General features: G+C 66.8%; 24 protein-coding genes, 1 pseudogene and 1 other annotated feature. Of the genes and pseudogenes, 9 read left to right on the top strand and 16 right to left on the bottom strand.

Annotated features, from left to right (window positions below):
• Positions 1 to 105 precede the first annotated feature (105 nt).
• On the bottom strand, positions 106 to 1,653 hold the full coding sequence (locus ACJ5H2_RS22230; RefSeq protein ID WP_408899897.1) for an ABC transporter substrate-binding protein: 1,548 nt from the start codon (positions 1,651 to 1,653) through the stop codon (positions 106 to 108).
• Positions 1,654 to 1,888: 235 nt separating this feature from the next.
• Here ACJ5H2_RS22230 and ACJ5H2_RS22225 point away from each other — a divergent pair, with 235 nt between their 5' ends.
• The 3 genes from ACJ5H2_RS22225 (at position 1,889) to ACJ5H2_RS22215 (ending at position 5,086) form a co-directional block, all read left to right on the top strand.
• Entirely contained in the window at positions 1,889 to 2,590 is a 702-nt protein-coding gene (locus tag ACJ5H2_RS22225) for a TetR/AcrR family transcriptional regulator C-terminal domain-containing protein (protein WP_408899896.1), read from the top strand.
• A 151-nt stretch (positions 2,591 to 2,741) separates the two neighbouring features.
• Positions 2,742 to 4,337, top strand: a complete 1,596-nt coding sequence (locus ACJ5H2_RS22220) for a class I adenylate-forming enzyme family protein (RefSeq protein ID WP_408899895.1) — start codon at positions 2,742 to 2,744, stop codon at positions 4,335 to 4,337.
• Complete coding sequence (locus ACJ5H2_RS22215) at positions 4,334 to 5,086, top strand: enoyl-CoA hydratase/isomerase family protein (protein ID WP_408899894.1); 753 nt, start codon at positions 4,334 to 4,336, stop codon at positions 5,084 to 5,086. Before ACJ5H2_RS22220 ends, ACJ5H2_RS22215 begins: the two co-directional genes overlap by 4 nt.
• A gap of 379 nt (positions 5,087 to 5,465) precedes the next feature.
• On the opposite strand, the gene dmpG is transcribed toward ACJ5H2_RS22215, so the two are convergent.
• The 12 genes from dmpG to ACJ5H2_RS22155 all read right to left on the bottom strand — a co-directional run bounded on the left by dmpG (position 5,466) and on the right by ACJ5H2_RS22155 (position 14,739).
• Complete coding sequence (gene dmpG, locus ACJ5H2_RS22210) at positions 5,466 to 6,488, bottom strand: 4-hydroxy-2-oxovalerate aldolase (RefSeq protein WP_408899893.1); 1,023 nt, start codon at positions 6,486 to 6,488, stop codon at positions 5,466 to 5,468.
• Entirely contained in the window at positions 6,488 to 7,378 is an 891-nt protein-coding gene (locus ACJ5H2_RS22205) for an acetaldehyde dehydrogenase (acetylating) (RefSeq protein WP_408899934.1), read from the bottom strand. Before ACJ5H2_RS22205 ends, dmpG begins: the two co-directional genes overlap by 1 nt.
• 53 nt (positions 7,379 to 7,431) lie before the next feature.
• A complete protein-coding gene (locus ACJ5H2_RS22200; RefSeq protein ID WP_408899892.1) occupies positions 7,432 to 8,250 on the bottom strand; it encodes a 2-keto-4-pentenoate hydratase in 819 nt (272 codons plus the stop codon).
• Positions 8,251 to 8,317: 67 nt separating this feature from the next.
• Complete coding sequence (locus ACJ5H2_RS22195; protein WP_408899891.1) at positions 8,318 to 8,671, bottom strand: hypothetical protein; 354 nt, start codon at positions 8,669 to 8,671, stop codon at positions 8,318 to 8,320.
• Entirely contained in the window at positions 8,668 to 9,423 is a 756-nt protein-coding gene (locus ACJ5H2_RS22190) for an AMP-binding protein (protein ID WP_408899890.1), read from the bottom strand. The genes ACJ5H2_RS22195 and ACJ5H2_RS22190 overlap by 4 nt, the downstream gene beginning before the upstream one ends.
• Positions 9,405 to 9,635, bottom strand: coding sequence for a hypothetical protein (locus ACJ5H2_RS22185; RefSeq protein WP_408899889.1), 231 nt, complete (start codon positions 9,633 to 9,635; stop codon positions 9,405 to 9,407). Before ACJ5H2_RS22185 ends, ACJ5H2_RS22190 begins: the two co-directional genes overlap by 19 nt.
• A gap of 25 nt (positions 9,636 to 9,660) precedes the next feature.
• Entirely contained in the window at positions 9,661 to 10,512 is an 852-nt protein-coding gene (hcaB, locus tag ACJ5H2_RS22180) for a 3-(cis-5,6-dihydroxycyclohexa-1,3-dien-1-yl)propanoate dehydrogenase (RefSeq protein ID WP_408899888.1), read from the bottom strand.
• On the bottom strand, positions 10,509 to 11,369 hold the full coding sequence (locus tag ACJ5H2_RS22175; protein WP_408899887.1) for an alpha/beta fold hydrolase: 861 nt from the start codon (positions 11,367 to 11,369) through the stop codon (positions 10,509 to 10,511). The genes hcaB and ACJ5H2_RS22175 overlap by 4 nt, the downstream gene beginning before the upstream one ends.
• Before the next feature lie 23 nt (positions 11,370 to 11,392).
• Complete coding sequence (locus ACJ5H2_RS22170) at positions 11,393 to 11,977, bottom strand: 3-phenylpropionate/cinnamic acid dioxygenase subunit beta (RefSeq protein ID WP_408899886.1); 585 nt, start codon at positions 11,975 to 11,977, stop codon at positions 11,393 to 11,395.
• Position 11,978: 1 nt separating this feature from the next.
• Positions 11,979 to 13,205, bottom strand: a complete 1,227-nt coding sequence (locus tag ACJ5H2_RS22165; RefSeq protein ID WP_408899933.1) for an NAD(P)/FAD-dependent oxidoreductase — start codon at positions 13,203 to 13,205, stop codon at positions 11,979 to 11,981.
• Positions 13,206 to 13,216: 11 nt separating this feature from the next.
• A complete protein-coding gene (locus ACJ5H2_RS22160) occupies positions 13,217 to 13,552 on the bottom strand; it encodes a non-heme iron oxygenase ferredoxin subunit (protein ID WP_408899885.1) in 336 nt (111 codons plus the stop codon).
• The gene (locus ACJ5H2_RS22155) at positions 13,549 to 14,739 is read right to left on the bottom strand and encodes an aromatic ring-hydroxylating dioxygenase subunit alpha (RefSeq protein ID WP_408899932.1); all 1,191 of its coding nucleotides are present in this window, start codon (positions 14,737 to 14,739) and stop codon (positions 13,549 to 13,551) included. Before ACJ5H2_RS22155 ends, ACJ5H2_RS22160 begins: the two co-directional genes overlap by 4 nt.
• 311 nt (positions 14,740 to 15,050) lie before the next feature.
• On the opposite strand from ACJ5H2_RS22155, the gene ACJ5H2_RS22150 reads away from it, so the two are divergent.
• The gene (locus ACJ5H2_RS22150; protein WP_408899884.1) at positions 15,051 to 16,040 is read left to right on the top strand and encodes a zinc-binding dehydrogenase; all 990 of its coding nucleotides are present in this window, start codon (positions 15,051 to 15,053) and stop codon (positions 16,038 to 16,040) included.
• Entirely contained in the window at positions 16,037 to 16,984 is a 948-nt protein-coding gene (locus ACJ5H2_RS22145; protein WP_408899883.1) for a 3-carboxyethylcatechol 2,3-dioxygenase, read from the top strand. The genes ACJ5H2_RS22150 and ACJ5H2_RS22145 overlap by 4 nt, the downstream gene beginning before the upstream one ends.
• Positions 16,985 to 17,142: 158 nt before the next feature.
• Here ACJ5H2_RS22145 and ACJ5H2_RS22140 read toward each other — a convergent pair whose 3' ends face one another.
• Positions 17,143 to 18,045, bottom strand: a complete 903-nt coding sequence (locus ACJ5H2_RS22140) for an IS3 family transposase (protein ID WP_408899882.1) — start codon at positions 18,043 to 18,045, stop codon at positions 17,143 to 17,145.
• Positions 17,974 to 18,102 (bottom strand) — a sequence feature (AL1L pseudoknot). It overlaps the preceding gene by 72 nt.
• An 80-nt stretch (positions 18,103 to 18,182) precedes the next feature.
• Between ACJ5H2_RS22140 and ACJ5H2_RS22135 the strand changes: the two genes are divergently transcribed.
• Positions 18,183 to 19,616, top strand: a complete 1,434-nt coding sequence (locus tag ACJ5H2_RS22135; RefSeq protein WP_408899881.1) for a transposase — start codon at positions 18,183 to 18,185, stop codon at positions 19,614 to 19,616.
• A 78-nt stretch (positions 19,617 to 19,694) separates the two neighbouring features.
• Here the strand turns inward: ACJ5H2_RS22135 and ACJ5H2_RS22130 are convergent.
• Positions 19,695 to 19,970: pseudogene (locus ACJ5H2_RS22130) on the bottom strand (transposase); the annotation flags it as partial.
• A gap of 142 nt (positions 19,971 to 20,112) precedes the next feature.
• Positions 20,113 to 20,697, bottom strand: a complete 585-nt coding sequence (locus ACJ5H2_RS22125; RefSeq protein WP_408899880.1) for a helix-turn-helix domain-containing protein — start codon at positions 20,695 to 20,697, stop codon at positions 20,113 to 20,115.
• Positions 20,698 to 20,902: 205 nt separating this feature from the next.
• Between ACJ5H2_RS22125 and ACJ5H2_RS22120 the strand changes: the two genes are divergently transcribed.
• The 3 genes from ACJ5H2_RS22120 to ACJ5H2_RS22110 all read left to right on the top strand — a co-directional run bounded on the left by ACJ5H2_RS22120 (position 20,903) and on the right by ACJ5H2_RS22110 (position 25,028).
• A complete protein-coding gene (locus ACJ5H2_RS22120; RefSeq protein ID WP_408899879.1) occupies positions 20,903 to 21,637 on the top strand; it encodes an IclR family transcriptional regulator in 735 nt (244 codons plus the stop codon).
• 853 nt (positions 21,638 to 22,490) lie between these two features.
• Positions 22,491 to 23,582, top strand: a complete 1,092-nt coding sequence (locus ACJ5H2_RS22115; RefSeq protein ID WP_408899878.1) for an amidase — start codon at positions 22,491 to 22,493, stop codon at positions 23,580 to 23,582.
• Positions 23,583 to 23,816: 234 nt separating this feature from the next.
• Complete coding sequence (locus tag ACJ5H2_RS22110; RefSeq protein ID WP_408899877.1) at positions 23,817 to 25,028, top strand: sodium:solute symporter; 1,212 nt, start codon at positions 23,817 to 23,819, stop codon at positions 25,026 to 25,028.
• Positions 25,029 to 25,059: the final 31 nt, after the last annotated feature.

Below are 25,059 nucleotides of genomic sequence, written 5' to 3'. Positions count from 1 at the left end.
GCGACCCTGCTGGCCCATGACGCCCACTCGCGTCGACGGAAACGGTCACGACTCGGCTCCTCTGTCCCTCAAACCTGCTGTGATGTGCCCCGCTACGGCGTGTGATCAGCCGGTAATGCGGATGGTCTTGTAGTCGACCTCGCCGTTGAGCACCTGGACGTCGACGCCATCGCGGATGATCACGTTGTCCGGCAGTGCCACCAGCGGCACAGCGGCGACGTCCTTCAACACCGCCCGCTGCGCATCCTGGAATGCGGCGCACTTGGCCTCGGGGGTATCGGCTGCCAGGCCAGCGTCGAGTGCCTTCTCGGCGTCAGGGAGGCGGACGCCGGAGATGCTGCGACCGCCATCCTCGGCAGGGGTGCCCATGATTCGGGTCAACGACTGCAGGAGAGGGGGGTTACCGCCCATGACCGTGAGGTCCCAATCGACAGTCTGCTGAGTGACGGCAGTGGCCCATCCGGCGGTGTCTGTGGTGTTCAGGTCGACGTTTGCGCCGACGGCGTTCAGTGCCTCCTGGATGGCGACAGCACCGGGGAGGCTGGTGTAGCCGATCATCTTGAGGTCTACGCCGGAGAGTTTCTGCTTCGCCGCGTCTGTATCGGTGGGCACCAGCAGGCTCTCGTCGCTCAACACGCACTCGGAGTCCTCGGTCCCGATACCGGAGAGCAGTGGAGCCCGCCCATCGGTGGTGGCGTTGCTGAATGACTGTCGCGAAATGGCCTGGGCGACGGCGGTCCGCAGGGCGAGGTTGTCGTGGAAGGGGCTGCCTTCGCGCTGGTTGAAGACCACGAAAACCCAGTAGGTGAAGGCCTGCTTGATGTTGAAGTCAGAGTCGTCCTCGAACCGTTCGACGTTGTCGTTGGTGATGACTCCGAAGTCGAGGTCTCCACTGGTGAGCCGGTTGGCCACAGTGGACGGGTCGGCGCTGACCGTGACGTTCACGGTGCGCGGCGGTTCACCGGGCAGATCCGTCTCGTATTCCGGCCACTGGTCGTAGTCCTCGCGGAGTGCCAACTCGTAGCCGACCCCGGGCTCGGTCTTCTTCAAGACGTAAGGGCCCGAGTAGGCGCCCTCCACCGGAGATGTGTTCAGGGCGTCCTGGTCTTCTAGGCCGGCCGGGCATACGATGCCGGACTGGGCCATGCTCATGCCGCGGGGCAGCTCGGAGTAGGGCTTGTTCAGCTCGATGCTGACGGTGTCGCCGTCGGCGCTGATCGTCGCGTCGCCTGCACCGAAGATGAGGGAGCGTGCGGCCGCGGCTGTCTTGGGGTCGGCCAGGACGGATAACGAGTTTGCGACGACCTCTGCGGTGATCGGTGTTCCGTCCGCACAAGTCGCCCCGTTTCGGATGGTGAACGTATAGGACGAGGCCGATTTCGCCTTCCATTCAGAGGCCAGCGCTGGGACCAAGGTGTTGCCGTCGTCCATGCGGAGCAGGGTGTCGTAGAGAAACGTCTCGAGGATCGCGTCGTTCGTGGTCCGGTACATGAACGGGTTGAACCCGCTGGGGTCACCGTTGATCACCGTGGTCACGGTGCCCTCAGCTTGACCGCCACCTCCCCCGACCGATCCGCCTCCGCAGGCGGTGAGGGCCAGTGCCGCGATAGTGAGACCGACGCCGGGAAGGGCGATGCGAGAACGCTGGGACATGTCCGCTCCTTAGTGATTCTCTGTCTCGGCGGCCCCGAAGTACAATCGTTGTACGCCGTCCAAGAACGTGCTCCGGTTCACACTGTATGACCTCACCCAGACCATCTACGCTTCGTTCCACCTGGCGGCACAACCGCAGCACAATCGAGGCCCTACTGCCTCCTCCCACAACCCGGGCGCGCCAAGGGTCGACAGAGCGCCGGGATGCGAGGCGGCATCGTGTCATGCTCTGGCCATGGCGAACACTCGCGTGAAGAAGGGGCGTCACGCGCGCGGCATCTCGCGCCTCCAGGTGGTTACCGCAGCCCTGGCGATCATCGACGCCGAGGGCGTCGAGGCATTGACCATGCGGCGCCTCGCAGACTTCTTGGGCGTGTACCCGACCACCATCTACTGGCACGCCGGCAACCGGTCTCAACTGCTGGCGCATGTCAGCCACGAAGTGTTGTCGAGCATTGACGTACCGCACCCGGGCTCCGTGCAGTGGGACGAGTGGGTCCTCAAGTTGGCACACGCGGCCCGCAGCAAGTTTCGTCAGCACCCGAACTTGGCGGCCGACTTCGCCTCTCGCATCCATCTGACCTCGACGGGGATGACGATGGCCGACAAGGTCCTCACGGTTCTTGAGGATGCCGGCTTCCGCGACGAACGCCTCGTTTTCGCGTACAACACTGTGCTCGGCGGGATCTTCGGCTGGATCGCAGCTGAGTTCGCGATCGAGCCGTCGAGCGAGGACAGGACGAAGGCCGAGGACCTGCGCGAGGCGGTCCTCCACGCGCCGGAGAATCTACCCACTTTGCACCGCAACAGGGCCGCCCTGGCCGATCGTGCCTTCATGCTGCGAACCTCCTCGGGCCGCACCACGCCGATGGACATGAGCTTCGACTTCGCGATGAAGACCATGGTGGCCGGACTGCAAGTGTTGGCGGCTGAGTAATCCCGCTCATGCTGCGACCCACGGCGCGAGGGTCAGCTCGGCCTCGTTGCTTCCTTGACGTACTGCGGGGTGCCGGACAACGGAACGATTCGGCGAACTGCCCACTCGCCCGCTTGTACGGTGTCCAAGAACCGTACACAAGGAGCAACACGTGACAGATACGACCGCGAGCGGACCTGATCTCGAGCCAAGAGACAAGGAACCGCGTGCCGGACTCGGAGGACTGCTGCGCCAGGCCGCCCAAGACTCTCCTGATGCCGTGTTTCTCGAAGATGGAAGCGCCACGACGGTGACGTTCGGGGCAGCATGGCGCCATGTCAGCCGATCCATCGAGGCGCTTCGCGCGCGCGGTCTTGCCGCCGGCGACCGCATCGGGATCCTGCTCCCAAACGACGTGCGCTGGCCGCTGACCTGGTTGGCGGTCACTGGCGGCGGGTTCGTCGCGGTGCCGATCAACTGCAGTTACGAGACCGGCGACGTCCGTCACGTCCTGGACGACGCTCAGGTCGCGGCGATGGTGACCGACGTCGATCTGGTGAGCAAGGTGAGCGGCGCAGGTGCCGCTCACCCACCGGTCATCGTGTCGGCAAGGAGTCTCTTCGCACTCGAGGAGACTGTCGGGAGCACCGACGCGGTCGAGGTCACCGAGGACAGCTCGAGTCTCGCCAATCTGCAATACACCTCGGGTACGTCGGGGATGCCGAAGGCGTGCATGCTCACCCACGGCTACTGGCTCGAGGTCGGTCGCGCGATGAGCAATGCCTTTGAACTGACCAGTGCCGATCGACTGATCACCGCTCAGCCGTTCTCCTATATCGACCCGATGTGGATGACGGTGATGTCCCTCCAGCACCGGATTCCGCTTGTTGTGCTGCCCCGCTTCTCTGCCAGCCGGTTCTGGGATGACGTGCGTCGATATCGAGCGACGGTCCTCTACGTGCTCGGCAGCATGCCGCAGCTGTTGCTTGGGCAGCCGGCGACCGGTCACGACACCGACAACGATGTCCGGTTGGTCCTGTGCTCTGCAATCCCGGCAGCGGTTCACGCCGATCTGGAGGCACGCTGGAATGCCCCGTGGCGAGAGGCCTACGGCCTTACCGAGTCCGGACTCAACATCCTCGCCCCTCTTGATGACCCTCGGAGTGTGGGGCAGGGTCTTCTCGGCGTACCCGCGCCCGGCTGGCGCGTGCGCGTAGTCGACTCAACGGGCGCCGATGTCGCCGATGGCCAGCAGGGCGAGCTGCTTCTCGCGGGACCTTCGCTGATGCTGGGGTACTGGAACCGTCCGGAAGCGACCGCGGCAGTACTGCGGGAGGGCTGGTTCCACACGGGCGACCTCGCCATTCGCCGCGAGGATGGCTGGTTGCGACTGGTCGGGCGACTCAAGGACTCGGTGCGACGTGGTGGCGAGAACATCGCTGCCTCGGAGGTCGAGGAGATTATCCGTGAGCTCGACTTCGTCTCCGATTGCGCGGTCGTCGGCGTCGATGATGAGTTGTTCGGCCAAGAGGTCAAGGTTCACGTCGAGGTGCCCGTCGGCACCGTCACAGAGGAACTCGCAGTTCTGGTGCAAGACCATGCACGAGCCCGGCTCGCACCGTTCAAGGTGCCCCGCTACGTTGACATCTGGCGTTCGCTACCCCGCACGCCGTCGGAGCGGATCGCCAAGCACAAGATCGCCCAGCACCCCTCGGACCAGCTGGTGGCGACGGTTGACCTCGGCCAACGTGGGCGGAGGACCTCGTGAGCGGCCAGGTGGTCGGCACGCTCGAGGAGGAGGTGCTCGTCCTGCGCCTGGACGACGAGGCGACGCTCAACGCCCTCTCGGCCGCCATGCTCGCAGACCTGGCCCTTGGCATCCGGTCGGCCTCGGACGACGGTGCCGTCCGAGGCGTCGTCGTCACCGGCACCGGACGCGCCTTCTCCTCTGGGGAGAACCTCCGCGAGACATCGTCGCTTGTCGGCGCCGAGGGAATCGGCGAACTCTCCCGACTCTTCAACGACATCACTGAGGCCGTGCTGGCCAGCCGCGTGCCCTGCGTTGCCGCGGTCAATGGGGTCGCCGTCGGCGGGGCAGCCGAGCTCACGTTGTGTTTCGACCGCCGCATCGGCACGACGTCCTCGATGTACCTGTTCCCCGAGAGCGCCATGGGCTTCACCATCTCCAACGCAGCCTCGATCTTGCTGCCTGCCTTGATCGGCCGCTCAGCGGCGCTCGACGTGGTCTTGAGCGGCCGTCGTCTGGATGCAAGCGAGAGCCACCGTCTCGGCCTGCTCGATGAGGTCGTCGACGACCCTGCAGTTCTGCTCGACCGGTGCCGTGCCTACATTGCCTCGCTCACTCCGCAAGGGAACACCGCCCATCTTCATCTTGGACTCCTGCGTCCTGACATCGACACGGTGCGTCAAGCCTTCTCGTTGGAAGCTGAAGCCGCACGCACCGCGTGGGAGTCGGGCGCGATGGATGCCCAGATTGCCCGGTACGACGGCTCGTGAGCCGACCCATGCATCGTGATGCGTACCGCCCAGCATCGAGCACCCCGGGCTCAGTCAGATCGAGATTCTCGCCTCCGACGCTCTGGCTCGCCCCGGCGTGGGAGGCTCCACGGGACCCGTGCGAGCACTTTGCTTGATGCTCGACAGTCGCACAGTCGGTGCTGCCCCTCCCGGGTCGCCCCTCAGTGTCGGCCCGACGTGGCCAGCTCTCCGCAAAATGCCGTGGGGGCAAAGGTCGATGACTGTCACCGACCTTTGCCCACCAACAGTCTTATAGCCGCACGGCGTCGTCCTCTGATGCCCCGTCCGGTGATCGAGCTCCCAAGAGACGCAGAGCAATCGTTGCAGGATGCACAACGGTCCCGTCGTTACGAACAGGTCAATGGCTCACTGGCTTTGGAGCGGTCATCGTCAAGGCGATGTCGGTGATCATGTCCTCCTGCCCTCCGACCAGGCGGCGCCGGCCACATTCGGTGAGGATGTCGCGAACGTCGACTTGGTGGAGCGCCGCGGCGTTCTCCGCGTGGCGCAGGAAGCTGGAGTACACCCCGGCGTAGCCGAGGGTTAGCGTCTCTCGGTCGACCCGGACAGGGCGGTCCTGGAGCGGGCGGACGATGTCGTCGGCGGCGTCCTGCAGCTTGAACAGGTCGCAGTTGTGCTTGAGGTCCGACAAGTTGGCGACCGCGATGAAGGCCTCGATCGGGCAGTTGCCCGCGCCGGCGCCGTGGCCGGCCAGCGAGGCGTCGACGCGGTAGACGCCGTTCTCGACCGCGACGACGGAGTTGGCGACCGAGAGCGAAAGATTCTCGTGGGCGTGGATGCCGATCTGGGTATTGGCGTCGAGCACGTCGCGGAAGGCCTGCACGCGGGCCGCGACATCGTTCATGGTCAGGCGGCCGCCGGAGTCGGTGACGTAGACACAGTGGGCGCCGTAGGACTCCATCAACCTGGCCTGTTGGGCCAACTGCTCGGGCTCGGACATGTGGGAGAGCATTAGGAAGCCGGAGACGTCCATGCCGAACTCGCGGGCGGCCGCGATGTGCTGGGCGGAGATGTCGGCCTCGGTGCAGTGGGTCGCCACCCGCACCGATCGGACGCCCAGGTCGTAGGCGCGCTTGAGCTCGTGGATGGTGCCGACGCCGGGTAGCAACAGCGTGGTGAGCCGCGCGTGCTTGAGTACGTCGGCAGCGGCCTCGATCCACGCCCAGTCGGTGTTGGAGCCGGGGCCGTAGTTGACCGAGCCGCCGGCGAGGCCATCGCCGTGGGCGACCTCGATGGCGTCGACGCCGGCCTCGTCGAGAGCGGTGACGATGCGCTGGACGTCCTCCGGGGTAATGCGGTGGCGGACGGCGTGCATGCCGTCGCGCAGGGTGACGTCCTGGACGAAGATCGGAGTGCTCATCAGTTGCTCACCTTCGCTGCTGCCATGCGCTCGGCGACCTGGAGGGCGGCCGACGTCATGATGTCGAGGTTTCCGGCGTAGGCCGGCAGGTAGTGGCCGGCTCCCTCGACCTCGAGGAAGACCGACACCTGGTGGGTCGGGCGTTGGGCGCTCTCGGCCAGCAGCGTCTCGACCGGTTGGCCGGCCGGGATCTCGGTGACCTGCACCCGCTGCTTGAGTCGGTAGCCCGGCACGTAGGCCGCGACGTCTGCGATCATCTTGTTGATCGAGTCCTCTATCTCCTCGAACGCAGCCCGATCGGGGGCGTTGACCAATGCGAAGACGGTGTCACGCATGATCAGTGGAGGTTCGGCCGGGTTGAGGATGATGATCGCCTTGCCGGACTTGGCGCTGCCTACCTTGACGATCGCGCTCGACGTGGTCTGGGTGAACTCATCGATGTTGGCGCGCGTGCCCGGTCCGGCCGACTTGGAGGCGATCGAGGCGACGATCTCGGCGTACTCGACCGGAACGACGCGGGAGATCGCGGCGACCACCGGGATGGTGGCCTGGCCACCGCAGGTGACCATGTTGACGTTCTGCGCGTCGAGGTGGTCGTCCAGGTTGACCGCCGGTACGACGTAGGGGCCGAGCGCGGCTGGCGTCAGGTCAATCATCTGCTTACCCAGCGGCTGCAGTTTGGCGGCGTTGTGCTCATGCGCATTGGCCGAGGTCGCGTCGAATACGATCTCGATCTGGTCGAAGCCGGGCAGGGCGATGAGCCCCTCCACTCCGTCCGAAGTGATCGGCACGCCGAAACGATCGGCGCGAGCGAGTCCGTCGGAGGCGGGGTCGATGCCCACCATCGCGCCCATCTCGACGTGCCGCGCGGTGCGCATCACCTTGATCATCAGGTCGGTACCGATGTTGCCCGACCCGATAATGGCCACCTTGGTCTTGTTGCTCACGAGTTCGCCTTCCAGTCGTTGCCGAACCGGACGGAGACGGTGCCCAGTCCGGATATCTCTGCTGTGACGCTCACACCGGGCGCCGCGGCGCGCATCGGACCGAGTGCACCCGAGAGGATGACCTGTCCAGCGCGAAGCGGGTCGCCCAGGGAGCGGGCCTGGCGGGCGAGCCAGAGCACGGCTTCGAGTGGGTCGCCCAGGCAGGCCGCGCCGCTGCCGGCGGAGACGACGTCGCCGTCGACACTCATCGACATCTCGACCTCACGAGGCTCGAAGTCTTCCAGCGACCGGTGGTCTGTCCCTAGTACGAAGGCGCCGGACGACGCGTTGTCGGCGACGGTGTCGGCGAAGGTGATATCCCAGTCGTCGATCCGACTGCCGCAGATCTCGATCGCGGCTACGGCGTACTCGATGGCGGTGCGCACTGTGGGGATGTCCAGGTCGTCGCGGTCGAGGTCGCTGCGCAGGACGAATGCGATCTCGGCCTCGGCTCGCGGCTGAAGGACCGCGTCGAACGGCACCACGTCGCCGTCTTGGTAGACCATGTCGTCGAAGAGCATCCCGAAGTCGGGCTGACCGACGCGGAGCTGTTGCTGGACCGCCGGCGACGTGAGTCCGATCTTCCGTCCGACCACCCGGGCCCCGCGACTCGTGCGGGACTCGGTGATTCGCTGTTGGATGGCGTACGCCATGGCGAGGTCGTCGGGGTTGACTAGGTCCCGGATCGGAGCGCAGGGGCGTCCGACCGCGGCCGCCGCGAGCAGTCTGGTCGCCGCTTCTTCGATGATCGCCGTGTCGAGGCGCGCTTGCGTCATGGCTACAGCGTGGAGGGCTGCAGCGTCACTACCGAACTGTTGTGCCGCAGGGCGAGACGCGCGTGCATCACGTCCCCGGAACGTGGTCGAGGTCCATGTCCACGTGAGTGACGAAGTCGGGTTCACGGACGAGGAGGGAAAGCTCCTCGACAGCGCCTTCCTCGTCGGGCACATCGACATCGACAACGTACCGGAAGCCTGCTGACTCCGCCGCTGCCACGGCAGCCAGATCGGCGGCCAGGGCCGCGAAGACGACCTTGCGGCATTCGGGGTCCTTCTCGAGGATTCGGTCGGACTCCTCACGCAGAACGCGGCCGAGGTCGTCAGGCGCGACACCGGTGACCTGAAGTTCAACATCGTGCTCCGCGGCGGGGTACGACGCAGCAAGTCGTCCATCGAGGCACCGCTCGGTTCTGATCATGTTTCCTCCACCAGTGCGCGAATGGACAACTTGTCGAGCTTCCCTGACGCGTTGCGCGGGACGGCCTGACGATCTGGAGCCGGTATCGGCGATCTCAATCCCGGCGTGCCCCCGCATGGCGTCGAATGGTGACCTCGCGGCCTTCTCCTATCGAGCCCACGGCAACGACCGTCTTCTCCCGAGTCATCGTCCGGGACTCCGATGATCACGACGTCGGTGACACCGTCGAGGTCAGCGAGTGCCCGCTCGACCTCGGCTGGGTACACGTCTTCTCCGCCGGACATGATCATGTCCTTGAGCCGGTCGACAATGAAGAGGTAGCCGTCCTCACCGAGGTAGCCGATGTCCCCGGAGTGGAACCAACGTTCGTCGTCGAACGCGAGCGCCGTCGCTTCCGGGTTCTGCCAATAGCCCGGAGTCACGTGGGGACCGCGGACGGCAATCTCACCCGAGCTGCCGGGCGAAAGGACGGCGCCGGTCTCGGTGTCGACAACCTGCACCCCGGTATGCGGCAACGGGATACCCGCGGAGCCGAGCTTGGTGACGGTCTGCTCCTCCGGGAGGTGGGTGGCGAATGGGGCTGTCTCAGTCATTCTCCACGCCTGCTGCAAGGTGAGACCTTGGTCCGAGAATTGCTGGATCAGTGCAGGCGGCACCGGAGCCCCGGCAACCACCAGGCTGCGGATGCGGGACAGATCGGTGTCGAAGAAGCCGGGGAGTCGCGGCAGCGCGGTCAGCATGGCCGGGACCATGAACGTGCTGTTGACGCCGTAAGCGGTGGCGTCGGCGACAAACTCGGGGCGGTCGAAGCACCGCCCGCAGCAAGCACGGAGGCGAACCGAGCGGCGCGGTCGTCCAGCGCGCGATGGGTCAGGTCTCCCCCGGCGTACCGGATCGCGACGACGTCGCCGAAGTAGCGCACATTGCGAGCAACGGTGGAGGCGGGGTTGATGTCGATGCTCATGTCGGGATCTAGTGCTCGGCCAGCCTCAGCAGGTCACGAGCCCGAGAAGGTGGTCGCCTCCAGCCGGTGAGTCGAAGCCGCGAACGCCGATGCCGCCGTCGGCCGAGATCGTCTCCCCGGTGATGGTGCCGCTCTGCTCGCGGGAGGCGAGCAGGACGTACGGTCCGGTGAAGTCTCGCGGGTCAACCGAGCTGTGATGGAGTGGGATCGGCATCCCTTGCTGGGGGTCGCGCTTCGCGAACGAGGTTGCGATCGAGCGGTCTGAGAGGCCGATCGACTCCGGTCCCCGCAGGTCGGTGTTCATCCCGCCTGGGGCGACGGCGTTGACGCGGACGTGCGGGGCGAGCTCGTAGGCGAGCTCGCGCATCAACCCTAGGCAGGCGTGCTTGGCGGCGGTGTATACCACGCCGCCGCCGTTGACGTAGAAGGATGCGTTCGACAGGGTCATCACGATGCTGCCGTTGTTCCTGACCAGGTCACGCCAGGCGGCTTCGACGGCCAGGAGGTAGCCCTTGACGTTGATAGCGAAGAGCTCGTCGAACGCGTCGCCGATCTCTTTGCCCGAGAGTTTGGTGAACTGGCGGTGGAAGTCCCAGACCCCGGCATTCGGGACCAGCGTGTCGAGCTTCCCGAACCGGTCAACCGTCGTCTCGACCGCAGCTTGCATCGCGTCGGTGTCGCGGACGTCGGCCTCGATCGCAAGCCACCGCTCGGGCTGTGCCTGCTCCGAGATCATTGTGTCGAGGACGTGGCGCTGGCGACCGACGACCGCCACGCTGGCGCCTTCGGCGACGAAACGTTCGGCGACTGCGCGGCCGATCCCGGTCCCTCCGCCGGTCACGAGCGCGACGTAGCCCTCCAGCCAACCGGTGCTCATGCGAGGAAGTCCGAGACGAGGCGCTCGAACTCGGGCTGCCGCTCGAGCTGGACCCAGTGACCGCAGTTGCCGAAGACGTGCAGCTGGACGTCCCGGATGTGCTTGAGCATGAGCTGGGCGCCGTCGAGCGTGATGGTGCGGTCGTCGCGGCCCCATAGCAAGAGGGTGGGTGCCTTGATCTTGTGAAGGTCGCGCCACAGGGGATCCATGCCGTGCCGGTTCGCGAAGTGGGCGTTCAAGCGGTGGTAGAACTCCACATGGCTCTCGTCCAGGGAGGCCTCGTAGCGCGCCTGCGCGGTGTCCTTCCACTGCTTGGGCTCTGCCGTCATGACGCCGATGAATGACTGCATCTTGCGCAGCGTCGGTCCCTCGCCGTTGAAGTAGCGGAACATCTCCTTCTGGCCCTCGGTCGGCGTGGGCCCGAACGGCAGCCAGCCACCCCCCGGAGCCATGAGCACCAGCCGCTCGACGAGTTCGGGGTGGCACTGCGCGAGAGCGATCGCGGCCGCGCCGCCGAGACTGTTGCCGAGCAGATGGAACCGCTCGACCTTCAACTTGGCCAGCGCGGCGACGAGGGCATTCACCGTGATCTCGGTGATCGAATCCGTGTCGAGCTGCTCTTGGGTCGGACGGAACGAGCCGCCGAAGCCCGGCTGGTCGGGCAGGATCACCCGGAACCGCTGCGCGAGCACGGGCAGATTCTGATAGTAGTTCGACACGCCGCTGGCGCCGGGACCACCACCATGGAGCATGACGAGAACCGGGCCGCTCCCGGCCTCGGCGATGTGCAACTCCCCAGCTGGGGTGGAGAGCTGGTGGTGGGTAAGGGCGACGTCCGCCACGGACTCGGTGATCACGCGCTTCCCTTTCGGGTCAGGGGTCAGAAGAAGGTCGAGATGTTCTTGGCCAAGAGGATGCTCTGGTCGAGCAAGATCTCTCTGCGAGCGACCTCGAGCCTCCCGTCCGCGCGTCGGCGCAGGACGTCGGTCCGCTGGCCGGCGAACACCCCTTCCTCGCGCTCAAGTCGGTTCCGGTACAACAGGAAGGCGCTCTTCGCGATCAGGTCCCCAGAAGTGAAGCCTGGGTGAGCCGCGGGATCAGCGTGCCGGACACGAACGTTGGTGATGAGGTGTCGGGTGCGTGACGGTGGGTCCTCCGCCCACGCCATCCCGGAGTCGAACCGCCGGATCCGCCACGCCAGCGAGTCCTTGGTCTCGTCGTAGAACGCGGCCTCGCCCCGCGCGGCGATGGAGAGTGCCTGTTGGCGACGAAGCCGGTTCGTGCGGGTCGGCATCCAGTAGTCGAGGTCGTCGGCGAGCATCTCCAGCCAGTCGACGTAGCGGCCCTCGTCGAGGAGATCTGCCTCTTCGTAGTAGAACTGTTCCACCTCGAAGTGGACATCTCGATCAGCGCGCTGGCCGGCACGACTCACTTCGGTTTCGGCGGCGGTGTTGGTGGTAGTCACGTCATCCCCTCAGAAGCTTGCGCAGATCGAATTCGGTGTCCGCGAGCCGCTCGGCATCGACTTCGATCCCGCGGTCGATCATGCGGCGGGCAGCACGCACGTCGTTGGTCGCGTCGATCCCGACCGCGCCGATCACCCGTCCGTGCTGGACGGTGAACACGGAAAACGGCGCATCGCCCGGTACACCGCGCGTCACAACCGTGGTGATGGCGTCGGGCTCGCGCATTTCCCCCACGCCCTCGACATGGCGGCCGTGCCGGTCGCTCCACCACCAAGGAGCGGTCGCAACCGGAGCCGGCGTACCGAGGATGGTGGCCGCCGCGCGCTGGCCGTCGTGCTGGGCCGCTTCCCAATGCTCGGTGCGCTGGTTGTCCCGACAACGAGAAGCATCGCCGACGGCCAGGACACGGGGGTGGCTGGTCACTCGCAGGTCGTCGACAAGCACGCCGCGGTCGACCTCAAGCCCTGCGGTCTCAGCGAGGGCGGTGTCGGGAACCATCCCGACACCGATCAAGACAGCGTCGAAGGCACGGGGGTCGGCTTCGTGTGCGAGCTGGGCGGCGACCGCGTCGGCCGAGACCTGCAGCGAACTGAGGGTCCCTGTGATGGTCTCGATGCCTAGGGCGGTGTGCTGGGCGTGCAACCAGGTGGCGACGATCGATCCTGCAGCCGCGAGAAGAGGGGGGTCGAGCGGGTCGACGAGGACGACCGCACAACCGAGCCGGACGGCCGTCGACGCTGCTTCCGCGCCAATCAGCCCCCCGCCGACGACCAGCAGGCGCGCTCCGGGTACGAGCGCGGCGCGGAGGGCGTCGGCGTCCGTGTGCTCGCGTAGTACATGGGCGCGACCGGCGCCGCGGGCGTCCTCGAGACCAGCGATCGGTGGGAGTGCGGCTCGCCCCCCGGTTGCTAAGACGGCCCGGTCGGCGGCGATCACCCGCCCGTCGTCGAGCGTCACGGTGACCGCGTCGTGGGCGGGCGACAACCCGACGACCGCCGAGGAGGGAACGAGCTCGATCCGGTTGTCGGCGTACCAGCCCGGCTCCTGAAGCGCGATCTCCTTGAGGTCGCGGGCACCGGCAAGGTACTCCTTCGACAGCGGCGGCCGGTCGTAAGGAAACTCGCCGCGATCGACGAGGACGACCTCACCGGCGTAACCGCCGGAGCGCAGCGCCGCGGCGGTCGCGACGCCGCCGATTCCGCCGCCGACGATCACCACGCGATTCAGGTCGCTCATCGTCAGGGCTGCTCGTTGGGGTAGAGGTAGACGTCGCCGTCGCGGACCTCGACGCGGTGCGCCACGGTGTCCTTCGTCGCGGGCAGGCCTTCGACCGCGCCGTTCTTCAGGCAGAACCTCGACGCGTGGAGGGGGCATTCAACGTGACCGTTCTCGACCCAGCCGTCGGCGAGCGACGCTGTCTCGTGGGTGCAGGTATCGTTGAGCGCCCAGACGCCCCCGTCCTCGTCGCGGAGAATGGCGATGTTGTCCTCGGTGCCGGTGACGTCCTTCGAGATCGCCAGGCCCTCGCCCTCGGCAACGTCGTCAAGCGCGGCTACACGGATGCCGTCGGTCACCGGTCCTCCTCGTTCTGCTGCGGGCCCTCGTGCCACGCGGGTGTATTCATCAGCGTTCGCCAGCGCGCGTAGAACGAACGCCCGGCAGCGTCGGAGTACAGCTCCGAGGTGTGGCCGGGGTACCGACCGTCGTCGCGCTCGGAACCCAGGCCCATCTGGTAGTTCAGCGGTACGCCGTTGGTGATGAAGCCGTGGGAGATGGCCTGGACCTCGCTCCAGTTCTCGCCGTCGTCCTGCTCGAAGATGCCGGACGGTCCGAAGGTGCGGAGGTTGTAGAGGCGCTGGGCCTCCTTCACCTCCTCGGGCCACGACTTGTCGACGATGGTCCAGGCCCAGACCTCCACCTTGTCGGGTCCCTTCGGGTGCCATATCCGGATGGATCCGTTGACCGGGAGGTAGGAGAAGTTGGGGAAGACCGTCGCGTGGCCGTTGGTCAAAGGGCCCTGCACACGGGCTTCGCCGAGACGCTGGCGGAGGGCGTCGTAGTCGACGTGGTCGTGCACGGTGCGGGCGTCGAAGCGGTTCTTGGGGTGCACCGGGAAACCGGCGCCGTGCCCGTTCGGGTCGACGTACTGCCGTCCGGTGCGATGGACGATCTCGTCTTTGGGCTTCTTGCCCGTTGGGCTCATCACCATGAGCGCCGAGGCGTGGCTCATGTTGACGTGGTACCAGTCGGTCGCGAACTGCTCGGCCGAGAGTTTCCAGTTGCCTTCGAGCACCCACTTGTGGACACCGCCGACGACCTCGGTGCCCTCGTCGTCGTGGTCGAGCATGGCGTCCATGTACCAGGCCATGTCGCCGAGCGACTGGCGTAGCGAGACCGGGTTCGGGTTCCACGTTCCGAAGATCAGGCCCTTGTACGTCTCGATGTTCGGGACCTCGACCAGGCCCCAGTCGGCGACCGAGAAACTCTCGGGGTAGCCGTTCTGGTTGGGGACGCTGACGAGCTTGCCCTCCAGGTCATAGGACCAGCCGTGATAGGTGCAGGTGAAGTTCCGGGTCTGTCCGAAGTCCGCTCGGCACACCCGGGCGCCGCGGTGCCGGCATGAGTTGAGGTAGGCATGCAGGTTGCGGTTCTTGTCCAGCGTGACGATAACCGGGTCCTCGCCCATGTAGGTGGTGAAGAAGTCGCCGGGTTTGTGGAACTGGTCCACGTGGGCGAGGAAGAGCCAGCTGGGGGCGAAGATGCGCCGTAGCTCTTGCTGGTAGAGCCGTTGGTCCGTGAAGATCGCCCGGTCGACCAGGCCGCCTTCGGCGTCCACTAGGCCGGAGACGTCGACCGTCGGGGCCAAGGAAGACGGGCGCTGCAGCCGGCCGCTGGGAGCACCTGTGGCGCAGGTCCGTGCGACCTCCGTGGCCGCCGCGCGCACGGCGTTGGGTTCGCTGGTCGTCGTCATGCCGCAAACTTTCGGCCACCGGTCCGAGTGGCTCAACGCGACGTGCCGGCCGGCGGCACACACGCTGGTCCGACAAGACACCAGTTGGCCAGAGTCGGAGTGTGTTCGCCGCAGTCGCCATCTCCCAGAACCCGACCGATCCGCTCTCGGGGCTCCACCTCCAGGATGTCCCCATCCCTGAGGTCGAGCCCGGGTGGTCCCGAGTCCGGGTCATCGCCTCGTCGTTGAACATGCACGATCTCTGGACCCTTCGCGGCGTGGGCCACCCAGCCGAGCAGCTGCCCCGGATCTTGGGGTGCGACGCCGTGGGATACGACGAAGCCGGTCGCCGCGTCGTCGTCTACCCCGTCATCGCCTCCCCTGACAGGGGCCACGGCGACGAGACACTCGACCCGCAGCGTGCGCTCCTGTCTGAGCAGCACGACGGCGCGTTCGCGGAGTACCTTACGGTTCCGACGCGGAACCTGCTGCCAGTTCCTGAGGAGCTCTCGCTCGACGAGGCCGCTTGTCTCCCGGTCGCTTGGGGGACGGCGTATCGGATGCTGTTCACTCAGGCAGGCATCCGGGCGGGTGACCGCGTTCTGGTCCAAGGCGCTGGCGGCGGCGTCGCGTCGGCTGCGATCAAGTTGGCGCTCGGCGCTGGGGCCACGGTCTACGCCACTTCGCGCTCGGAGGACAAGCTGGCTTTGGCGGAGGAATGGGGCGCACGGGGCATCCCGACCGGCGGCCGCGTACCCGAGCGTGTCGACGTCGTCGTCGAGACCGTCGGCGAGGCAACCTGGGCGCACTCCCTGAAGTGTCTGCGTCCCGGCGGCACAGTCGTCGTGGCCGGCGCAACCTCTGGGATGAACCCCCCAGCCGACCTTGGCCGCGTGTTCTACCTCCAGCAGCGAATTCTGGGATCCACGGGCTGCACTCTGGTAGAGATGCGGGGGCTGCTGCGAATGATGGCTGCCACCGGTGTACGCCCCGTCATCGACCGGACCATGCCCCTATCCGAGATCCACAAGGCTTTCCAGCTGATGATCGACGGCGAACTAGCCGGCAAGGTCGTCATCCACCCACCGACTCCCGAAGGAGCCCCCGCATGAGCGCCGCCGCAGTCGGACTCTCCCACTCCCCGCTGATCGGCAAGAACGACCCCACTCCCGACGTCCTCACACGCGTGGACGAGGCCATTGCCGGCGCAAGGCAGTTCGTCCACGACTTCGACCCCGAGCTCGTCGTGCTCTACGCGCCCGACCACTACAACGGCTTCTTCTACAAGGAGATGCCGCCATTCTGCCTGGCGACCGAGGCGCACGCGGTCGGGGACTTCGGCTCCCAGGCCGGCGCCCTGTCAGTGGATTCGGTGTCTGCGAAGGCGCTGATTCGGGGTGTGCTCGACCGAAACGTCGACCTGACGACGTCCGCACGAATGATCGTCGACCACGGATTCGTGCAGCCGCTCGAAGTGCTCTTCGGCGGGATCGACCAGGTCCCCGTTGTACCGGTCTTTATCAACGGCGTCGCTACCCCACTGGGCCCCGTCTCTCGCATCCGTGCGCTCGGCACCGCGATCGGTGAGGCGGCAGCCGAGCTCGACAAGCGGGTGCTGTTCCTCGGGTCCGGTGGCCTCTCCCACGACCCGCCGGTGCCGGTTCTGGACGGGGCGCCTCCCCGGGTCGCCGACGCTCTCATCGAGGGCCACCCGCCGACCCCCGAGCAGCGCCTTCGCGGCGAGGAGAGGGTCGTACAGGCTGGACGCGACTACGCCGCCGGCTCGACGTCGATGATCCCGATCAACCCCACGTGGGACAACCAGCTGCTCGACATCCTCGAGTCCGGCTCCCTGGCCGAGTTCGACTCGTGGACCGTCGATTGGATGGGCGCACAGGGAGGCGGATCAGCCCATGAGGTCCGCACCTGGATCGCAGCATTCGCCTCGCTGGCCGCCTCCGGCCCGTACCAGATGCGCTCGCGCTTCTACGAGGCAATCCCGGAGTGGATCGCGGGATTCGCGGTCGCCACCGCGTCCTCCACGCCCAGCACCTGATCAGACCAGCGGCTTGCCGCCCGGAGTCCCCACTTTGACAACACGTTCCACAGTCAGAACCACACCACAGTTGCATCACGCGGACCCGCGATCGGCCGCCCGTCAGTGGATCGCCTGACTGAACCGCCCCGGCGAGTCCGGAGGCTGGGTTTGGTGGCTCAGCCGGTCGGCTGGAGCTCGTTTCGTGCAGCGTAGTGAAGTTCCTCGGCGGCCACTGGGGTGAGGTCGTCGAGAGCCTGGTGGGGGCGCTCGTTGTTGAAGAAGTCGACCCAGTCCAGGGTCTCGAGCTCGACGTGCTCCACGGCGCGCCAGGGGCCTTCGGGCCGGATCAGCTCGGCCTTGTAGAGCCCGATCTGGGACTCCGCGAGCGCGTTGTCGTAGGCATCGCCCACCGACCCCACGGAAGGGTCGACGCCCTCGTCGACCAGCCGCTGGGTGAAGGCAAAACTGACGTATTGAGACCCGGCATCCGTGTGATGGATCAGTCCGGAGAGGTCCTCGACCCCGGCCTGACGGCGGGTCCAGATCGCGTGCTCGAGAGTGTCCAGGACGAGGTCGGTGGTCATCCGGGTGGCTGCTCGCCAGCCGACGATCCGGCGGCTGAAGACGTCGAAGATGAAGGCGACGTAGACGGTGCCGGCCCAGGTCGCTACGTAGGTGAAGTCAGCGACCCACAGCTGGTTCGGGCGGGTGGCGAAGAACTGCCGATCGACCAGGTCGGCCGGCCGCTCGGCGGACTCGTCGGGGATCGTGGTGCGGACCTTCTTCAGCCGTAGCGCCCCGACCCAGCCCTGTTCGGCGTAGAGCCGCTCGATCGTGCAGCGCGCGACGTCGTGGCCCTGGCCGCGCAGGTGGAGCCACATCTTGCGGGCACCGAACCTGGCGAACAGCTTCTGCCGGGCTCGTTCGGCCACGATCAGCTCGACGATCTCGGCGTCGCGCAGCTTCCGCTTCGACGGCTGACGGGAGACGTTCTCGTAGTAGGTGGAGGGGGCAATCTTGATCCCGTGCTCTGTGAGCACGCGACAGATCGGCTCGACCCCGAACTCGTCCTTGTGCAAGCGAACGTAGTCGATCAGTACCGGGAGGGGCGGTCGAGCTCCGCCGCGAAAAAAGCTGCCGAGGAGAGGCTGTCGCACGAATCAGCCGGTGCGGCGTTGCGGATCGATGACCCGCGCCCGAGGCGAAATACTGAGCCGTGGCCTACAACTTCGCTGCCGTCGATCGTGAGCAACTGCTCCTGATGCCGCCCTCGGTGGCGGAGTGGTTGCCTGAGGATCATTTGGCGTGGTTCGTCATCGATGTTGTCGCCGAGCTCGACCTCTCGGCGTTCTTGGCCGGCTACCGAGCTGACGGCCGGGGCGGCGGGGCCTACGACCCGCAGATGATGCTGGCGCTGCTGGTGTACGCCTACAGCGTCGGCGAACGTTCCAGCCGCAAGATCGAGAAGCGCCTGGTCGAGGACGTCGCCTTCAGGGTCGTCGCGGCAAACCAGCAGCCCGACCACGCGACTATCGCCCGGTTTCGGGCCACGCACGACGCTGCGATCGCTGGCTTGTTCGGCCAGGTTCTGGCCCTCTGTGCTCGTGCTGGGCTGCTCCGGCCCGGGCTGATCGCGATCGATGGCACGAAGCTCAATGCCAACGCCTCGCGCGACGCGAACATGACCGCGGAACAGATCGCCGCAGAGATCCTTGCCGAAGCTGATGCCACGGATGCAGCTGAAGATGCTGAGCAGGATGCAGCCCGCAGTGATGGTCATGATGACGCTGATCGCGGCCTGCGCACTCGAGGCGAGCGGCGCGCTCGCTTGCGTGCCCTGCTCGATGAGCTCGAGGCGGAAGCCGCGGAGAAGTCCTACGAAGCACATCTCGCTAGGCGCGCTGAGAAGGAAGCGGCCACGGGCAAGCCGATCCGAGGTCGCCGCCCCACGCCGGGATCGGCAACGCACAAGTCACGTCAGCGGGCCAACGTCACCGACCCAGACAGTCGTCTGTTGAAGACCAAGGACGGCTACGTGCAGGGCTACAACGTCCAAGCGGTGTCGACCGCCGACCAGTTCGTCATCGCTGCCGAAGCCACCAACCTGGCCATGGACGCACCGGCATATGCGCCGATGGTTGCCGCCGCGAAGACCAACCTGAAGACCGCCGGGGAACGACGCCGGGTGCGCAGAGTCGTGGCCGATGCCGGCTACTGGAGTGTCGACAACGTGGCGCTGAAGGGAGTCGAGTCGTTCATCGCACCCGGACGCGCTCGACAGCTGAAGAAGATCGCCGAGAGCGAGCAGGCACGCACCGAGATCCTCGACCGCGTGCAGACCGGCGAACTCGACACGCTCGCGGCAGCCGAGCACCTCGGGGTCACCAGAGCCCGGGTCAACCAACTCCTACGCCGCCGTCGAGCCGGTGACCCGGATCCGCTGACCACCACGATGATCGCCAAGCTCGACACCCCGCGCGGTCGGAGAACCTACAAGAAACGAGCACCGAGCATCGAGCCCGTCTTCGCCCAGATCAAGCACAACAGAGGCATCAGGACGATCTCCCGACGAGGACTCACGGCCGCAGACAGCGAGTGGAAGCTCATCTGCGCCACCCACAACCTGCTCAAGGTCTACCGGCTGGCCTGAGGGGGATCCCCGGCCCCCGGGGAGGAACGCCCAGCGGGGGCGATTGTGGACCCGTCAGAGATTCGTGCGACAGCCTCAGGACTTCAAGATCGCGTTCGCCCGCCGCAACTCGGAGACCTCGGCCTTCAACGCCTTGATCTCAGCGAGCTCCTCGTTCGTCTTGCCTGGACGCTGGCCGCCGTCGATCTCGGCCTGGCGAAGCCACTTGCGCAGCTGCTCGGGCGAGGAGATCCCGAGCTTGCCCGCGACCGACCTGATCGCCGCGGACTCTGAGGGGTGATCCCCGCGGACCTCGATCACGAGGCGAACCGCGCGCTCACGCAGCTCGGTCGGGTACTTGCTGGGTCGTGCCATGAGAGTGATCCTTCCAACGAATCAGCTCTCCGGACATGCCGGGGCGGTTCAGACCGCCAGGCGCGAGACGGTGATGCTGGTCAGCTGCATGGTCCCGTCTTCCAGAGGCAATGCGTGCCAAGGCACGCCGTAGCGCAACGCTCTATGACGCCCGAACCGGGGGTCTAAACTGCCGGACCTGGGGCAGTGTCGTCACCATGTGCGCGATCACGCGATCGCTGAGACAGACGTTGGCGTGTGGCACGTCGCCTGGAAACCTAACGAAGTCGCCCGCGGAAAGGTCAACGGTGTCGGTCAGCGGCCCCGTCCGCAACTTGCCGCTGATCACGTACAGATGGTGGAGCGTTCCTGGCTGGTGACCGTCGACGACGCGGTCCTCATCGCTCGTTCTCTCCAGCCGGAGCAGTACCGTGCGGACATATCCGCTTCCGTAGATCTCATCCAGCATCCGGTGGGACCAGCCATCTCCCTCTTGCCACTCGGCTTCGGCCTGGCGCTGGACAAACACCGGCGTCCCCCACTGCGTCAGGAGCCGCCGAGTGGTGATATCGAGGGCGCCCGCCAAGGCGGCGAGCGTCTCAATCGTGGGGTTGCCGCCTCCTGCCTCGATCTTCGACAGCGTCTGCTTCGAAACACCCGAGCGACGTGCCAACTCGCCCAATGACATGCCTCGTTCCAGTCGGAATCTACGAGTGTTGAACGCAATCAATTCGTTGTCCGCATGCATGATGGATAGTGTCACTTAAAATGGACGGTCGGAACAAGTTGACTGACGCCCGTGCTCTTTCGCAGACTGTCACCCATACCTGACGATCAGCCAAGTGAAGGTGACGCCGATGACTGGTAGCGCTACCGGGCTGGCGCCGCGTGTGCAGTCCACTGACGGATCCACAGCCGGCGCTCGCGACGACCGTGCGGCCGTTGACAAGGCCATGAGCCTCCTGCTGGCATTCGGTGACCAGGCGAGTTCAGGGGTTGGCGTCAGTGAGCTGGCGCGGCGAGCCGACCTGAGCAAGTCGACCGCGTTCCGGGTGCTGGGCATCCTAGAACGCAACGGAGCGGTCGAACGCGTCGGCCGTCAGTACCGCCTGGGGGCGCGGCTTCACCAGCTCGGTCAGGATGTCTACCCACGCCAACATGACCGTGTCCGCGACCAGTTGATCCCTTTTGTGGGGGACCTCTACGAGCGCACACACCACACCGTCCACCTTGGCGCCTTGCACGACACTGACGTCATCTACCTCGCCAAACTCTACGGACGCCGACGCGCCCCTAGCCCATCGCGCATTGGCGGCAGGATTCCGGCGCACGCCACCGCGATCGGAAAGGCGCTGCTCGCGCACGATGCAGACGCCTGCGAGCAAGCGCTTGGCGGTTACCTGGCTCAGCTCACATCCAGCACCATCACAGATCCGATGGACCTGGCCGCAGAACTGGACCGGGTACGACGACGTGGCGTCGCCTACGACCGCGAGGAGGTACAGCCCGGCCTATTCTGCATCGCGGTGCCCATCCTCAGCCACAGCGGGCGACCGCTGGCCGCTCTCTCCGTCTCGGTCCCCCGCAGCTGCGACATCGAGCGAGTCGAACCCGTCCTTCGTCATGTGGCAGCAGACGCAGCCCGGGCCTTGGTTCGACCAGCGCCGCCGATCGGCCGGACAACCTAGTCGACGCACACTCGCCTCTCCGCCGCGACGAACTGCCACCGAATCGGGTGTCGTCCGTTGCGGACGACACCGGTCAGGCGGCTTGCCGTTCGGGTTGCCGGTTCCTAGCTGACCGCTGGAGGACGCCTCCGCCCCGTTGGCGGCGGGGCACGCCTCAGCTGGGGGCACTGCGGTCGGCGCGCCTTCGACTACAAGCGTGATACAAGCGACTACGGATTCACGACGTTTGCGCACGTCAGCATCAGCCAGTCATTCAATTCTACGACTTGTAGCAGTACAGCTCGAACTCCTCAGGTGTCCACGACCGGGCGGACTCCCTGCCTCGAGGTCGTCGACTGCGGCTTCCGCTGGCTACCCTCTTGGCGGAGTTCCGGCGTCACGCTGGAGGGTCGTCCAGACGGTGCGGTAGGGCCAGGTACACGTCCCGCCCAGAGGTGTCTCGAGGACTCACGAGCGTCGGTGGTCGAGGCAGCGCAAGAAGTGATATACCACATTTCATGTTCCGCGACGACGCCCGCGATCTCGGGCACGGACACCGGCCGCGTCTCCTCGCCGATGGGGGATGCCGGTGACCGACCCGCCCGACGGCGACCTGGAATGGCGCACTCGAACCTCCTACGCCGCGGCGGCTCGGGCATCCTTCGCGATCGTCCGCGAAGCGGCGGCAGGAGCCACGCCTGGGTGGGACGAGCCGACGTGGCGAGCTCCGGCAGCAGCCGATCGTCGCCATGAGTGGCGGCCCCATCCGGCAACCGGGACGACCGAGCAGGCTCGGGACGCGGGGTGGCTCGTGACCCCGGGTGCGCCGCCCGCTACGACACGTCCGGGTCGGCTCAGTGGGCTCCGTGTGGCCGTGAAGGACGTGATTGACGTGGCCGGGCTACCGACGCGCAACGGCACGCCGGGGGCGACTTGGCGCAGTCCCGATCGGTCCGCCACGGTCTGGCGGCTGCTGGCCGAGGAGGGAGCGGAGTGTGTGGGCAAGGCCGCCACTCACGAGCTGGCCTGGGGAGTGACCACGGCGACGGTGCCCCACCCGATGGATCCGGGTCGGATGCCGGGCGGCTCCTCGGGTGGGTCCGCGGCGTGTGTCGCCGCAGGTGTGGCAGACGCTGCCCTGGGCACCGACACCGGTGGGTCGATCCGCATTCCCGCCAGCCTCTGCGGGGTCGTCGGTCTGCGCCCCACGACCGGGACAGTGCCGAGCCACGGGATCAGCCCTCTGGCGCCCACCCAGGACGTGGCCGGACCCATCGGGCACGACGTCGCGACGTGTGCCGCGGTGGGCGAGGTGCTGCTGGGGCGCCCGCTGGGACGCAGCGAGACCTCCCTCGGACGCATCGGGGTACTCGCGAACCCCGGCCCGCTCGACCGTGCCACGGCCGAGGTGTGGCGGCAGGCCGTGGCTGGGCTGCGGGACTCAGGTGCCGAGATCGTGGAGGTCGACGCCGCCCCCCTGCGACTCGCCGGCGCGGTCTCGCTGCTGACGATGCTGTGGGAGTCTGCGCAGGCCTACGCGACTGCAGTGGCCGACGACCCCAGCGGCTTCGGCGGTGAGGCGCGCGCACTCGCGACGCTGGGTGTGGCACTGGCTGACGACATCGCGGCGCTGGGAGCAGCACGCCGAGCGCTGAGGGCAGAAACTGCCCGCATGTTCGTCCAACACGAGCTGGACGCGGTGCTCACCCCCACCACTGCGTGCATCGCTCCCCGCCGCGCCGCGAGCACGGTGACGCTCGACGGTCGAGAGGTGCCGGTCGCGACCGCCCTCACTCGTTACACGGGGTGGGCCGCAGCGACGGGCCTGCCAGCGGTGAGCGTGCCAGCCGGCACCCCGGGGGCTCTCCCCGTCGGCGCGCAGGTGATGGCTCCGCCCGGGGACGAGGCGACGTGCCTCACTGTCGCTCGCGCGATCGAGGACGACGTGCGCCGCCGGTCTGCCTGAACGAGCCGGCGGCCGCCCCCACGGGCGCCCGGCGTTCGACTGCCGGGACGGCGACCGCCCGCCGCGCGTCCATAGCCGCCGGTCCTGACCTGATACACAACACACTCCACCAAGCACCGCGCCTCTCCGCAGGAAGGTGGACACACGCCCCGCCATCGGGCTCGCCGGCTCACCTACTTCGGCGGGGCCGGGGCGCTCGGCTTCGAGCTGACCTACCTCTGCGGTGTCACGCTCGTGCTGATCTTCGGCCCGCGCTTCTGGCTGGTGGGTCAGAAGTACGGCTACGTCACCCCGTCGGAGATGCTGGGCCACCGCTACGACAACAGGGCCGTGGCCGTCGCGACGGCCCTGGCGAGCTGTGTGTTCCTCATCCCCTATTCGGCGGTGCAGCTCGCCGGCGTGGGCTACTTGGTGAGCGGGATGACCGACGGGGCCATCAGCTTCACTACCGGCACTGTGCTCGCCACGGTCCTGGCCATCCTCTTCGCGGTCGTCGCGGGACTCCGCTCGGTCGCCTGGACTGACGCGCTGCAGGCGGTCGTGATGATCATCAGTGCCACGCTCGTGGTGCTGTTCGTCATCGAGGCGCTCGGCGGCTTCGGGGAGTTCTTCGGGTCCCTCAGCCGGGACCACCCCGGGGCGCTCAGCGTCCCTGGGACCGGCTTCTTCACGTTCAGCACGTTCCTCGGGCTGACCATCCCGTGGGTGTTCTTCTCCATCTCCAACCCGCAGGTCAGCCAGCGGCTCTACACCCCGGCCTCGATGCGAGACCTGCGCCGGATGATCCTGGGCTCCATGGTCTTCGGCCTGGTCTACACGCTGGTCGCGGTGGTGTGGGGCTTCGCAGCCCTGCTGGAGTTCCCGGACCTCGCCACGGGCGACCTCGCGACCCCCAGCCTGCTGGGATCGGACCTGGTGCCGACGGTGTTGGGTGTCATCGTCATGGTCGGCATCATCGCTGCCGCGGTCTCCACGATCGACTCGATCATGCTGACCTTGTCGTCGATGGTGGTGCGCGATGTCTACGCGGTGGCCAAGCCGGACAGTGACGAGAAGCACCAGCTGGCGGTGGGCAAGCTCGTCCTTCCCGTCATCGCCGTCATGGCCTTCCTCTTCGCCCAGCTCAAGGTCGACCTGATCGCCGTCCTCTCGGTCTCGGCGTCCGCCGGGCTCTTGGTGATCGTGCCACCCATCATCGGCGCGTTCTTCTGGAAGCGCGGAACTACCGAGGGCGTGCTCGCAGCGGTCATCGTGGCCGGGGCGCTGGTGTTCGTCCTGGAGTTCACGCTGGTCAAGCCGGCTGGTCAAGCCAGCGGCATCTGGGGCCTGTTGGTATCGGCGGTCCTCTTCGTGGGGGTCAGCCTGGTCACGCGGGCGCCAGAGGCGCGCGCGGCCGAGTTCCTCGCCCACACGCGACAGAAGCTCGACGAGCACCACGCGGTATGAGCGTCATCACCACGCAGGGACAGATGGGCCG

The organism is Nocardioides pymetrozini (genome assembly GCF_046058985.1).
Classification (GTDB): Bacteria; Actinomycetota; Actinomycetes; order Propionibacteriales; family Nocardioidaceae; genus Nocardioides.
The sequence above is the reverse complement of the archived record's forward strand: the minus strand, read 5'-3'. Positions and strand labels throughout refer to the sequence as shown.